At 71.6% G+C, this 13,530-nt stretch carries 8 protein-coding genes and 1 pseudogene; 6 read left to right on the top strand and 3 right to left on the bottom strand.

All coding sequences use genetic code 11. The annotated features are described in order from the left end of the window. Nucleotides 1–322: 322 nt before the first annotated feature. Both C3492_RS34350 and ptsP read left to right on the top strand, forming a co-directional pair. Nucleotides 323–772, top strand: a complete 450-nt coding sequence (locus tag C3492_RS34350; RefSeq protein ID WP_103816544.1) for a PTS glucose transporter subunit IIA — start codon at nucleotides 323–325, stop codon at nucleotides 770–772. A 79-nt stretch (nucleotides 773–851) separates the two neighbouring features. Next, entirely contained in the window at nucleotides 852–2,522 is a 1,671-nt protein-coding gene (ptsP, locus tag C3492_RS34345) for a phosphoenolpyruvate--protein phosphotransferase (protein WP_103816543.1), read from the top strand. A 91-nt stretch (nucleotides 2,523–2,613) separates the two neighbouring features. On the opposite strand, the gene C3492_RS34340 is transcribed toward ptsP, so the two are convergent. Next, nucleotides 2,614–3,507, bottom strand: coding sequence for a hypothetical protein (locus C3492_RS34340; RefSeq protein WP_103816552.1), 894 nt, complete (start codon nucleotides 3,505–3,507; stop codon nucleotides 2,614–2,616). Between the two features lie 163 nt (nucleotides 3,508–3,670). Then, nucleotides 3,671–5,638, bottom strand: a complete 1,968-nt coding sequence (locus tag C3492_RS34335; RefSeq protein ID WP_103816542.1) for an acetoacetate--CoA ligase — start codon at nucleotides 5,636–5,638, stop codon at nucleotides 3,671–3,673. A gap of 215 nt (nucleotides 5,639–5,853) precedes the next feature. Here C3492_RS34335 and C3492_RS34330 point away from each other — a divergent pair. Then, nucleotides 5,854–8,213, top strand: a pseudogene (locus tag C3492_RS34330) (glycoside hydrolase family 31 protein). A gap of 9 nt (nucleotides 8,214–8,222) precedes the next feature. Here the strand turns inward: C3492_RS34330 and C3492_RS34325 are convergent. Then, nucleotides 8,223–8,759 (bottom strand): NUDIX domain-containing protein, encoded by a 537-nt coding sequence (locus tag C3492_RS34325; protein WP_103816541.1) that lies wholly within the window; start codon nucleotides 8,757–8,759, stop codon nucleotides 8,223–8,225. 400 nt (nucleotides 8,760–9,159) lie between these two features. Between C3492_RS34325 and C3492_RS34320 the strand changes: the two genes are divergently transcribed. The 3 genes from C3492_RS34320 to glpK all read left to right on the top strand — a co-directional run bounded on the left by C3492_RS34320 (nucleotide 9,160) and on the right by glpK (nucleotide 13,512). Further along, a complete protein-coding gene (locus tag C3492_RS34320) occupies nucleotides 9,160–10,812 on the top strand; it encodes a GGDEF domain-containing protein (RefSeq protein ID WP_103816551.1) in 1,653 nt (550 codons plus the stop codon). A gap of 348 nt (nucleotides 10,813–11,160) precedes the next feature. After that, nucleotides 11,161–11,910 carry an MIP/aquaporin family protein gene (locus C3492_RS34315; RefSeq protein ID WP_103816540.1) on the top strand — a complete coding sequence of 250 codons (750 nt, stop codon included), beginning with the start codon at nucleotides 11,161–11,163 and terminating at the stop codon, nucleotides 11,908–11,910. Between the two features lie 81 nt (nucleotides 11,911–11,991). Beyond that, on the top strand, nucleotides 11,992–13,512 hold the full coding sequence (gene glpK / locus C3492_RS34310) for a glycerol kinase GlpK (protein ID WP_103816539.1): 1,521 nt from the start codon (nucleotides 11,992–11,994) through the stop codon (nucleotides 13,510–13,512). Nucleotides 13,513–13,530: the final 18 nt, after the last annotated feature.

Genomic DNA, 13,530 nt, shown 5'->3' with positions numbered 1-13,530 from the left:
GTTTCAAACTCTACCAGGGTTTTTCCGTCTCTCTGACCACCCTGCTGCGAGCATGCAGAAGGAGATCCAGAGATAGGATCTGATGAGTTTGGTTGCTGTCGGAGGAGGATGCGGTTGCACGCCTCACTACCCCCCGGCAGGAGTACGACTGTACACGCAGCCTTGGAGGCCATGCAAATCCGGTGAGCTGGTGGTCTAGACCACTAACTGGTAGCTTCCATCCGGAACCGCCAGTTCACATGACATACGCTGCTGCTCAGTGCGCCGTCCGGGGACTGCCAGTGACGGCCCGTGAACAGCTCCACTCCCTGGGAGGCTTCCCATGACCACCGTGACGTCCCCTCTTGCCGGGCGTGCCATCGGACTGGCCGCAGTGCCGGATCCGGTCTTCTCCGGGGCCATGGTCGGCCCGGGCACCGCGATCGACCCCGTGCGTGAGATCTCCGAGGCCGTGGCGCCCGTGGACGGCATCATCGTCTCCCTGCATCCGCACGCGTTCGTCGTGGTCGACGAGAGCGGGCACGGTGTGCTCACCCATCTCGGCATCGACACCGTCCAGCTCAACGGCGAGGGCTTCGAGGTTCTCGTCAACAAGGGCGACACCGTGACCCGCGGCCAGGCCGTCGTGCGCTGGAACCCCGCTGCGGTCGAGGCCGCCGGCAAGTCGCCGGTGTGTCCGGTCGTCGCCCTGGAAGCCACCGCCGAGTCGCTCTCCGACCTCCGTGAGGACGGGGACGTGAAGGTCGGCGACAGCCTCTTCTCCTGGAACTGACAGCACTGCCGTCGTAAGGCGGCGAACAGGACAACCACCGCGGCGGCGGGACCCGCCGCACTATCCGGAGACGGGTGAGATGGAGACAACGCTGCGAGGCGTCGGCGTGAGCCATGGCGTGGCGATCGGCGAGGTACGGCACATGGGCACGGCGGTTCTGGAGCCGCCGGCCAAGCAGATTCCCGCCGAGGACGCGGAGCGGGAGCAGGGACGGGCCCGCCAGGCCGTGGACGCCGTGGCCGCCGATCTGATGGCGCGCGGCAATCTGGCGGGGGGCGAGGCACAGGCCGTGCTGGAGGCACAGGCCATGATGGCGCAGGACCCCGAGCTGATGGCCGACGTGGACCGGCGGATCGCCGTCGGCAGCACCGCCGAGCGTGCCGTGTACGACGCCTTCGCGGCGTACCGGGAGCTGCTGGCCGGTGCCGGTGAGTACCTGGCCGGGCGCGTGGCCGACCTCGATGACGTGCGGAATCGTATCGTCGCCCGGCTGCTGGGCGTGCCGATGCCGGGTGTCCCGGACAGTGACGAGCCCTATGTGCTCGTGGCTCGTGATCTCGCTCCGGCCGACACCGCGCTGCTGGACCCCTCCCTGGTGCTGGGTTTCGTGACCGAGGAGGGCGGTCCGACCAGTCACAGCGCCATCCTGGCGAGGGCTCTGGGGGTGCCGGCCGTGGTGGCGCTGCCCGGTGCCGGTGAGCTGGCCGAGGGCACGCTGATCGCCGTCGACGGCAGCACCGGCGATGTCTTCGTGAACCCGAGCGAGGAGAAGAAGGCGGAGCTGGAGGCCGCAGCCGCCGCGCGCAAGGCCGCACTGGCCGCTTCGACGGGTCCCGGGGTGACCGCGGACGGGCACAAGGTGCCCCTTCTGGCCAACGTGGGCGGGCCGGCGGATGTGCCGGCGGCCGTCGAGGCGGGGGCCGAGGGTGTCGGTCTGTTCCGTACCGAGTTCCTGTTCCTGGACGACAGCAAGAACGCTCCTTCCGAGGAGAAGCAGGTGGAGGCCTACCGGCAGGTGCTGGAGGCGTTCCCCGAGAGCCGTGTGGTCGTGCGGGTGCTGGATGCTGGGGCCGACAAGCCACTGGACTTCCTGACGCCGGCGGACGAGCCGAACCCGGCTCTCGGCGTGCGGGGGCTGCGGACGCTGCTCGACCACCCCGAGGTTCTGCGCACTCAGCTGACGGCGCTGGCGAAGGCCGCCGAGGGGCTGCCCGTCTACCTTGAGGTCATGGCGCCCATGGTGGCGGACCGCAGGGACGCGAAGGCCTTTGCCGATGCCTGCCGTGAGGCGGGGCTGCGGGCGAAGTTCGGCGCCATGGTCGAGATCCCCTCGGCCGCGCTGCGGGCGCGCTCGATTCTTCAGGAGGTCGAGTTCCTGTCGCTGGGGACCAACGACCTGGCGCAGTACACGTTCGCGGCGGACCGGCAGGTGGGTGCGGTGTCGCGCCTGCAGGACCCGTGGCAGCCGGCGCTGCTCGACCTGGTCGCGCTGTCCGCCGAGGCGGCCACGGCCGAGGGCAAGAGCTGTGGGGTGTGCGGCGAGGCCGCGTCGGATCCGCTGCTGGCCTGTGTGCTGACCGGTCTGGGTGTCACCTCCCTGTCCATGGGTGCGGCGTCGATCCCGTACGTGCGTGCCACGCTGGCGAAGTACACGCTGGCGCAGTGTGAGCGGGCCGCGGCGGCGGCGCGTGCGGCGGACAGTGCCGAGGAGGCGCGCAGCGCGGCTCAGGCTGTGCTGTCCGGCGAGTAGCCGTACCGGTCACCGCTGGTGGTCGGTTCAGGGGCGTCCTGCCTTCGGGTGGGGCGCCCCTGATGCGTTCGGGCCGCGGAGTGTGCGGGGCTCAGTGGCGGTGGCCCGGGGTGGTGCTCTCCTCTCCGAGGGCGGGCGGCTCGCGGTAGTCGACGCCGGGTTCCGGGGAGATCAGCTCGCCGGATTCGACGTCGGTGCAGTAGGCGTCGAACACCTCGGATGCCGTCAGTGGTTCGAGGGCGCCGCCGCGCAGTCGCCAGCCGTAGACGCGGTCGGCCGTTCCGTCGGTGCTGACGCGGATGACGAGTCCGCCGGGGCTGCGGGTCGCGAGGCCGAGGGCGAGGACGCTGGTGAATTCCAGGGCTTCGGCCTCGTCCAGGCGGGTCGCGCCATGTGGGTCCTGGTCGCCGTGGAGGACGGCGACGAGGGTGTCCGGGGGTCCGGCGACGGTGCAGACGAGGTGCCGGTCGCCGGGTGGTGCGGTGTCGAGGATGCGGACCACGAGGTCGGAGGCGCGGGTGAAGGCTGCCCTGCCGATGTCCTCGCCGCAGGTCGGGCAGGGGCCGAGGCGGGTCAGGAGGGTGGTGGCGTACTCCCAGGTGGCCTGGCGTACGGCTTCGTCCACGAGGGCGGGCAGCAGGACGGCGAGCGGGCGGCCGTCGTAGGGGATGGTCGGGCCGGTGGCCGCGAGTTCCGCGGTGAATCGGGTCCGACTGGTCGGGGCATCCGGGTCGAGGCCGGTGTCCGCGCAGTACGCGGCGTAGTCCTCGGGGTCGAACAGGGCGAGGGTGGTGTGGTCGCCCTGTGCGGCGCGGGCCTGGAGGACGGCCTCCAGTTGCCGGAGGTAGGTGGTGTGGTCGTCGAAGGTGAAGCTGCGGTAGCGCCGCATGGCGCGGAAGTCGTGGTCGTCGGTGAGTACGCCGATGGTGCCGGCGATCTCGCGGCGCAGGACGCGCCGCATGGTCTGGTGGTCGGTGTGCGCCATGAATTCCCCCAGTGCGCGGTCGATCAATGCTCACTTACCGTAACCGGCGGCACTGACAATGGCGGTGCCGCCGGTGGTCACGGTCGGGTGGCGAGGTCGTCCGCGCAGGTCACATCGCTTGGGCCGCACAGCGGCCCGGATGCGGAGGGTGATCGTCCGGGGGTCAGGCGCGCTTGCGGGCGAGCTCCTCGTAGAAGCCGAGCAGGGCGAGGTCGTCGATGGAGCCGGGGTTCACCGCCTTGTCCAGTGGGGTGCCCTGCAGCAGGCGCTTGACCGGGACCTCGATGCGTTTGCCCGTGAGGGTGTGCGGGACGCCGGGGACCTCGATGATCTCGTCGGGGATGTGTCGTGGGGAGAGCTGCTCGCGGATGGCCTGCTTGATGCGGTTCAGGAGGGCCTCGTCCAGGACGGCGCCCGGTGCCAGGTGCACGAACAGCGGCATCCAGTAGCCGCCGTCGGGCTGCTCGATGCCGATGACCAGGGATTCCTTGATCTCGGGCAGGCGCTCGACGACCTCGTAGATGTCGGCCGAGCCCATGCGCACGCCCTGCCGGTTGAGGGTGGAGTCGGAGCGGCCGTGGATGATCACGGTCCCGCGGGAGGTGACGGTGATCCAGTCGCCGTGCCGCCAGACGCCGGGGTAGGTGTCGAAGTAGCTGTCGTGGTAGCGGCTGCCGTCGGGGTCGTTCCAGAAGTGGATCGGCATGGACGGCATGGGGTTGGTGACGACGAGTTCGCCGACTTCGTCGATGAGGGGGGTGCCGCTGGGGTCCCAGGACTGCAGGTCGGTGCCGAGGCCGGGTGCCTGGAGTTCCCCGGTGTACACCGGGAGGGTGGGTACGGCGCCGGCGAAGCAGGAGCAGACGTCGGTGCCGCCGCTGACGGAGGCGATCCACAGGTCGTCGCGGACCTCGTCGTGCAGCCAGCGGAAGCCGTCGGGCGGCAGGGGGGAGCCGGTGGTGGCGACGCACTTCACTGTGGACAGGTCGTAGTCGCGTGCGGGGTGGACGCCGGCTTTGCGGCAGGCCATGACGTAGGCGGCCGAGGTGCCGTAGAGAGTGGCTCCGGTGCGTTCGGCGACGCGCCACTGCGCGCCCGTGTCCGGGTAGCCGGGGTTGCCGTCGTACAGGACGACCGTGGTGCCCGTGAGCAGGCCGGAGACGAGGAAGTTCCACATCATCCAGCCGGTCGAGGTGTACCAGAAGAAACGGTCCTCGGGGCCGAGGTCGCAGTGCAGGCCGAGTTGCTTGAGGTGTTCGACCAGGATGCCGCCCTGCGACTGGACGATGGCCTTCGGCAGGCCGGTGGTGCCGGAGGAGTAGAGCACCCACAGCGGGTGGTCGAACGGGACCTGCTCGAAGACCGGCTCGGTGTCCCCGGCGGTCAGCGCGGACCACTCCAGGGCTCCCTCGGGGGGCTCGGTGCCGAGCAGGGGGATGTGGACGACGGCGCGCAGGGTGGGCAGCTCGCGGCGCAGCTCGGCGACGACCTCGCGGCGGTCGTGCTCCTTGCCGCCGTAGCGGTAGCCGTCGACGGTGAACAGGACGACGGGTTGGACCTGCTGGAAGCGGTCGAGGACGCTGCGGGCGCCGAAGTCGGGGGCGCAGGAGGTCCAGACGGCGCCGACGGCGGCGGTGGCGAGGAGGGCGACGACGGCCTGGGGGATGTTGGGGAGGTAGCCGCTGACCCGGTCGCCGGGGCGGACGCCGAGGGCGCGGAGTTCGGCGGCGAGGGAGCCGACCTGGCGGCGCAGCGCGGACCAGCTCACCGGGCGCGGCTCGTGCGTCTCGTCCACGTACAGGAGGGCGGGTTCGTCCGCGCGGTCGGCCGCGGCGCGCAGGGCGTGTTCGGCGTAGTTGAGGGTGGCTCCGGGGAACCATTGGGCGCCGGGCATGGTCCGGTCGCCGAGCACGCGCGCGTAGGGCGTGGAGAACCGTACGTCGAACCACTCGGTGACGGCTTTCCAGAAGGTGTCCAGCTGGTCGACGGACCACCGGTGCAGGGCCGGGTACCCGCCCTCGGCGGGGGCGCCGTGGTGTTCGGCGGCCCATGCCTGGAACCGGGTGATGCGGGCCTGGGCGATCCGCTGGGGATCGGGCTGCCAGAGCGGCTGGGGGTTCGCGGTCGACATTGGTGCGGCTCCCGGGCTGTGCGCGTCGTGTGCGTCGGTCCGCGCACGGGCTGGGGTGTGCGCGTGACGCGGCTGACAGGGACGATGCCATGTGATCGACTTCTACACCAGGGTGCGCTCCACACAGTCCATGTCATGAAGATGTGGTCCGGGCACGGGTGAACGACAGTTGAACGACACACGCGCGTGGGGCGCTCAGTGGCAGGGTGAGCAGCATGGACGGTCGTGACCTGGTGCGTTCGGTGAGTGTGGTCGGTTCGGGCAGGGCGGCCCAGGGGTTGCGTACCGTACGGGCGGCGTGGCGCAGGAGGCGTATCGACGCCGCCGCGCTCCCGCGGCGGGGGCCCGAGCGGGCCCGGGTGCCGGGTCAGGTGCGGGGCGCGGAGCCGGGTCCCGGGGGTGGTCTGATCCGGTTCGGCCGCTCGGAGCTGCGGATCGTCGTGGCGGTGAACGGAGCGGTCTTCTGGGGGTGGACGGGGCTGGTCCGCAGCCGTCGTACGCGCTGGCGGGGAGCGGTCCCGAGCCGGATCCGCGGGCGGTGCTGGAGCCGGACAAGGACGGCGGCTGGCGCGTGGTGGCCGAGCGGGCGACGGTCGTCGTGTCGCGGCACGGCGCGGTGGAGGTGTGCACTCCGGGCGGGGTGGTGCTGCGGAGGGATCTGCCGCCGCGCTGGTGGGAGCCGGTCGGCGGGGGGACGGCGCGGTGGATGCTGCGGTCGGAGGTGGCCGCCGACGCCCGGTTCTTCGGCCTGGGCGGCCGCGCGGGCGGGCCCCGGCTGCGCGATGGCAGGTACCGGCTGTGGAACACCGATCCCGGCCGGGCGTTCGGACCCGGCGACGATCCGCTGTACCTGACGATGCCGGTGCAGCTGGTGGTGGCGGATGCCGGCACCCATCTGGTGTTCCACGACACCACTTGGGACGGCGCGGTGGTCCTGCGGGAGGGCGAGGAGGGTGCCGGGTCCGGGCACGACCGGGCGGGGCACTGCGAGGTGCGGATGGACGGCGGTCCACTGCGCTGCTGGGTGATGGTGGGGACTCCCGCGCGCGTGCTGCACACGTGGGCCTCGCTGACCGGTGCGCCCGCCCTGCCGCCGGCGTGGGCGCTGGGCCACCAGCACGCGCGGTGGGGATTCGGCAGCGAGCAGGAGGTGCGCCGGATCGTCGCGGGCTATCACGAGCGCGGGCTGCCGCTGGACGCCGTGCACCTGGACATCGACCACTATGACGACCATCAGGTGTTCACGGTCGACCAGGAGCGTTTTCCCAAGCTTCCGGTGCTGGCGGAGGAGCTGCGCCGGGACGGGATCCGGCTGGTGTCGATCGTCGATCCGGCGGTCCGGGCGGAGCCGGGCAGTGCCGTGTACGAGAGCGGCGCGGCCGTGGACGCCTTCGTGCGGGACGCGCAGGGCCGGAAGGTGCGGGGTGTCGCGTGGGCCGGCGAGTCGGTCTTCCCGGACTTCACGGACGCACGCGCGCGTGCGTGGTGGGGCGGGCTGTACGAGGAGCGGCTGGAGCAGGGCTTCGCGGGGTTCTGGCACGACATGAACGAGCCGACGTCGTTCAGCGCCTTCGGTGAGCCGACGCTGCCGCGTTCGGCCCGGCATGCCCTGGAAGGGCGCGGCGGTGACCACCGGGAAGGGCACAACGTGTACGCGCTGTGCATGGCGCAGGCCGCCTATGAGGGGCTGCGCGAGCTGGCGCCGGAGGAGCGGCCCTTCCTGTTCTCCCGCTCGGGCTGGGCGGGGCTGCAGCGGTACGGGGGCACATGGTCGGGGGACGTGGCGACCGGCTGGCCGGGGCTGCGGGCGTCGTTGTCGCTGGTGATGGGTCTGGGGCTGTGCGGGGTGCCGTACTCGGGCCCGGATGTGGGCGGTTTCGACGGCAGTCCGTCGCCGGAGCTGTATCTGCGCTGGTTCCAGCTGGGCGCGTATCTGCCGCTGTTCCGCACCCACGCGAGCCTGCGGGCGGGGCGCCGGGAGCCCTGGGAGTTCGGTGCCGAGGTGCTGGAGCACGCGCGCGTGGCGTTGCTCGAACGGCGGCGGTTGCTCCCGTACTTCCTGACGCTGGCGCATCTGGCCCGGCGGACCGGCGCTCCGTATGTGCGGCCGCTGTGGTGGGGGGCACCGGAGGACCGGGCGCTGCGTGACTGTGAGGACACGTTTCTGCTGGGCGACGGCCTCCTGGTGGCCCCCGTCCTGGATCCCGGTGTCCGCCGGCGCGCGGTGCGGCTGCCACGGGGCCGCTGGTACGACACGCTGACGGAGGAGGTCCATGAGGGGCCGGGGCGGGTCCTGGTGGACGCGCCGCTGTCTCGCACACCGGTGCTCGCGCGCGCGGGGGCGGTGCTGCCCGTGCGTGGCGCCGACGGCGGGCTGGAGCTGGAGGTGTGGGCGCCCGCGCGCGGACGCACCGGGGCCGGCCTGGTCGTGGCGGACCCGGGCGAGGGGTGGGAGGAACCGGAGATCGAGCGCTACGTCGTCCGTCGGCACGGCGGGCGGGTGGTGGTCACCCGGGACCGGGAGGACGGCGTGGCGACGCCGCCCTACCCGGTGCGTGTGCGCGGGCTCGGCTGAGCCGCGGGCTCAGACGTAGCGGCCCTCGAACCAAGCCTTGACGGCCACGGTGTGCAGCGGGAAGGCGAGTTCCTCGGGCCTGCGCAGCAGCTGCCAGCCCTCGGTCTCGTCCGTGGGACCGGAGGGCGGCAGTCCGTCGGCCGGGCGTTCCGGCAGCACTCCGAACAGCAGCAGGTGCCCGTCGGGTGAGCTCATGACGTCCACGAGCCGCACATCACGGGCGGCTGCTTCGATTCCGGTCTCCTCCCTGAGTTCCCGTACGACGGCCTGTTTCCAGTCCTCGCGGTCGTCGATGTACCCGCCCGGCAGGGCGATGCCTCCGCGGGCGGGGGCGACGGTTCGGGTGATGACGACCAGGGCCGTGCCCTTGGTGTCGTACACGGGCTGGAGAGCGATCGCGACCGGCAGCGGATTGCGGTAGGCGATGGTGCCGCAGGACGGGCAGGTGCGCGGCCATCCGGAAACGCCCTCTCCATAGGGCGCTCCGCAGCTCGAACAGTGGGAGTCGGGCGCGGAGTTGGCAGTTGGTTGCTGAGTTTCGGACACGCGCGGACTGTATCCGATCAGGGGAGGGGCGTGTTCCGCTAGTGAGGCATCAGGAACGAGCGGATCCGGAAGAGGCGGCCGGAATCACCCCCGTCGGTCCCGGCCGCCCCTCGTGTACCACGACGCCGTGCGCCGCCGTTCGGTTCACCGAATCGGCCTGCCCAATTTCCGGTTGCCCGTGGCACACTTCTGATACCTCGTCAGATAGCCTTGAAGAGCGGCCTCCGTGCCGGGAACCGGTCATCGGTGATAGCCGTGCGGTGACCACAGGGAGGCTGGAGGCTCCTGCGCCGGCAAGGAAGCCGATGAGGCTGTCCACTCTCCGTGATCACCCCGGAATCCTGCGTGAACGTCTCATGAACTGCGCCTGGGCGTGCGCGGGCAGCGCCATCATGCTCCCGTGCACTCCTGGACGGATACTCTCCGCTTCGCCTTCCAGCCGGTGGTCAACCTGAGGACGGGCGCGGTCGCCGCACTGGAGATACTCGCCCGCCCGGAGGCCGGCGACGTCCTGGCCGAGGCCCGCCGGGATCCCGAACTGGACGGCAGGCTGACCGTGTTGGCGCTCCGCGCCGCGGCCCGCAAGGAAACCCTGCTGCCGTTGCACCTGAACGTGTTCGCGGCCACGCTCGCCGACCTCGGCGGTCTGACACCTCTGCACGAGGCCGTCCGCGCGGCGGGGCGCATGGCCTGGGAGGTGACGCTCGACATCGTCCCGCCGTACACGCATGTGCCACAACGGGCTCTGCTGGAGGCCGTGGCCTCACTGCGCGCGCAGGGGTTCCGGATCAGCGCGGACGGCATCGGGGACGGTGACGTTCCGCTCCGGCTGCTCACCGACCTCTCCCCCGACCTGGTCAAACTCGACGCCTCGCTGCTGGCGCGGCCGGCCGCGGTGCGGGCGATGCGGACGCTGTGCGAGGGGCTGGGCGCCCTGGTCGCGGTGGAGGGAGTGGAGACGGAACTCCAGTGCGCGGCGGCGCTGTCGGCCGGTGCGCAGCTGGCCCAGGGCGAGCTGTTCGCTCCGCCGGCCCGCATCCCCGCAGCGGACGTATACGTTCCGCCCCTGGGGCCCGGCGCCGCGACCGTGCCCCGCTCCGGACCCTCGGTCCGGGAGTTCGTACGGCCGGCCGCCGTCCTGCCGCTGACCGCCTCGGCCGGACAGGTGCGGGCGCTGCTGACCGGTTCCCCCGACGTCTCCGGTGTACTGCTGGTGGACCAGTACGGCAGGCCCGTCCGGTCGGTGCACCGTTCGCGTTTCCTGCTGTCGATGTCGGGGCGCTACGGGCACGCCCTGTACGCCGACCGGCCGGCCTTCAAACTGGGCGACGCGCCCCGCACGGTCGGCGTCGACGCGACGGCCTGGCAGGTGCTGGACGTGGTGGCGGTCGGCGGCCGGGACCGGACCTCCGACGACGTGGCGGTGGTCGACGGACACGGCCGGTGCGTCGGCGTCGTACGGCTGGCGGATCTGGTGCGGGCCCTGGCCGAGAGCCGGGTGGAGGAGGCCGCCGGGCTCAATCCGCTGACCCGGCTGCCCGGTTCGGACGTGATCGTGAGCGAGGTGGACCGGCGGATCTCCGACGGGCGGGCGTTCGCCCTCAGCTGGCTCGACATCGACCACTTCAAGCAGGTCAACGACGGTGCGGGGTTCGCCGCGGGCGACGAGCTGATCCGCGCGGTGGGCCGCGCGCTCCAACAGGCGGTCGCGGAGCACGCGCGCGTGGGGCACATCGGCGGAGACGACTTCCTGGTGCTGGCGGAGGAGGAGTCGCTCGATCCGCTGGTCACCGCCGTGCTGGACGTTCCCTGGGCGGCGGGCGGGCGGCCGGTCACGCTCTCCGTGGCGACGGTCGTCTGCGGTCCGGGCAGCGTGCGCGACCATCACCAGGCCGCCGCACAGCTGGCCCCGCTGAAGAAGGCCGCCAAGGCACTGAACGGCGGGAGTTGGGTGCTCGGGCGCGCCGGACTCCCCGGTCACGAGGTCCGGCGCGGCGGCCCGGGCCCGGCCCCGGCGCAGACCGGCTACGCGACCGCCGAGCCACGGTGGTGAACGGCCTCCCCGTATACGTCCGTTGCGGCGCACCCGCTCCACCGAGACCGACTGAGCGCCCGTGTCACCGTCGCCGTCGGCAACCTTGACGCCCCCGGGGCACCGGAGAACACTTCCCGGTGTCGGCCGACATCGCCGTACATTCTTGGCGTTATCAGGCACTGCGGCACGGGTCTGTCCTGTTCACGGCCCGGCGCTCCAGGGCGATCCGGCTGCGACGGCACGCTCGTCACCGACGCCGGGCGGGGCGCGGGGCCCTCCCTGCCTTCGGCTGAAGTCGCCAAGGGAACCGTCCTGCACGCCAGGGCCGGGGGCCGATCGCCCCCTGCCGGCGCCAAGGGAGCCGCCATGAGCAACGGAGACATATTCGTCGGCGAGGTCATCGGCACCGCGATCCTGATCCTGTTCGGCGCGGGCGTCTGTGCCGCCGTCACCCTCAGATACTCCAAGGCACGCGCCTCGGGCTGGATCGTGATCGCGTTCGGCTGGGGCTTCGGTGTCCTCGCGGGCGCGTACACCGCCGCTCCTCTCTCCGGTGGTCAGCTCAACCCCGCGGTCACCATCGGCATCGCCGTGGACACCGGGAAGTGGGGCAAGGTCTGGGTGTACCTGCTCGGGCAGTTCGCCGGCGCGATGCTCGGCGCCGTGCTGGCCTACCTCGTCTATCTCGCCCAGTTCCAGGCCAACGTGCGCACCGAAGGGACCACGGACGGCACCGCGGGCGAACCGGTGCCGACCCTCGGCATCTTCTCCACCATTCCGGAGATCAGGAACCCGGTCGCCAACCTCGTCACCGAGATCATCGCGACCGTCGCGCTCGTCCTGCCGGTGCTCGCCTTCGGGCTGACCAAGGGGCTCGGCGAGTCCGGCACGACCGTACTCATCGTCTCCCTGCTCGTCGTGGGCATCGGCCTCTCCCTCGGCGGCCCCACCGGCTACGCCATCAACCCGGCCCGCGACCTCGGTCCGCGCATCGTGCACACCTTCCTGCCGATCCCGCACAAGGGCGGGTCCGACTGGGGATACGCCTGGATCCCGGTCGTCGGGCCGCTGATCGGCGGGGCACTGGCCGGCATCGTCTACAACGCGGCCTTCTGAAACCCCGCTCCCGCCACCGCGATCCACGATCCGCACGCGTCCTTCCGACCAGTGATCCGACCCAGCGACCCAGGGGCAGCCATGACGGACACCGCCGACACGTACGTCGCCGCCATCGACCAGGGCACCACGTCCAGCCGCTGCATCGTCTTCGACCACAGCGGTGCCGTCGTCGCCGTCGACCAGCGCGAGCACCGGCAGATCTTTCCCAGGCCCGGCTGGGTGGAGCACGACGCCACCGAGATCTGGTCCAAGGTGCAGGCCGTGGTGGCCGGGGCGCTCGCCCGGGCGGGACTGCGCGCCGACCAGCTCAGCGCCCTCGGCATCACCAACCAGCGGGAGACCACGGTCCTGTGGGACCGCGCCACGGGCAAGCCCGTGCACAACGCGATCGTCTGGCAGGACACCCGTACCGCGGCCCTGTGCGGGGAACTGGGCGGCGCGGACGGCCAGGACCGTTTCCGCGAGACGACCGGACTGCCGCTGGCCAGCTACTTCTCCGGGCCCAAGGCGGCCTGGCTGCTGGACCATGTGCCCGGTCTGCGGCAGCGGGCGGAGCGCGGTGAGATCGCGTTCGGCACCATCGACTCCTGGCTGATCTGGAACCTCACCGGTGGCACCGACGGCGGCCGGCACGTCACCGATGTCACGAACGCCGGCCGCACCATGCTGATGAACCTGGACACCCTCCAGTGGGACCCCTCCATCCTGTCCGCGATGAACGTGCCCGAGGCCGTACTGCCCGAGATCAGGTCCTCCGCGGAGGTGTACGGGACAGCCGTCGGGCAGCTGTCCGGGGTGCCCGTGGCCTCGGCGCTGGGCGACCAGCAGGCCGCCGTGTTCGGGCAGGCCTGCTACGACGTCGGCACCGCGAAGAACACCTACGGCACCGGCAGTTTCCTGCTGCTGAACACCGGCAACCGGCCGGTGCCGTCCAAGAACGGGCTGCTGACGACGATGGGCTACAAGATCGGCGGGGAGGCGCCGGTGTACTGCCTGGAGGGTTCCATAGCGATAACGGGCGCGCTGGTCCAATGGTTCCGCGACCAGCTGGGGATCATCCGGACCGCCGACGAGATCGAGCCACTGGCCGCGAGCGTCGACGACAACGGCGGCGCCTACATCGTGCCGGCCTTCTCCGGCCTGTTCGCGCCCTACTGGCGCTCCGACGCGCGCGGCGTCGTCACCGGCCTCACCCGGTACGTCACCAAGGCGCACCTCGCGCGCGCGGTGCTGGAGGCGACGAGCTGGCAGACCCGGGAGGTCGTGGACGCGATGTACCAGGACTCCGGGGTGCGGATCAGCACTCTGAAGGTCGACGGCGGCATGACCCGGAACAACCTGCTCATGCAGCACCAGGCGGACGTCCTCGGCGTCCCGGTGATCCGGCCGCGCGTGTCGGAGACGACGTGCCTGGGCGCCGCCTACGCGGCCGGGCTGGCCACGGGCGTGTGGAACGACCTGGACGAGCTGAAGTCGCACTGGCGGAAGGACGCGGAGTGGACGCCCGTCATGGAGGCGTCGGTCCGCGACCGCGAGTACCGGAACTGGCGCAGGGCCGTGGAGAAGAGCTTCGGCTGGCTGGAGGAGGACAGAACCTAGGAGCGGGAACGTCGCTGC

The organism is Streptomyces sp. Ru62 (assembly GCF_002920615.1).
Lineage (GTDB): Bacteria > Actinomycetota > Actinomycetes > Streptomycetales > Streptomycetaceae > Streptomyces.
Note: the sequence above shows the minus strand (reverse complement) of the source record. Positions and strands in the feature narration are given on the sequence as shown.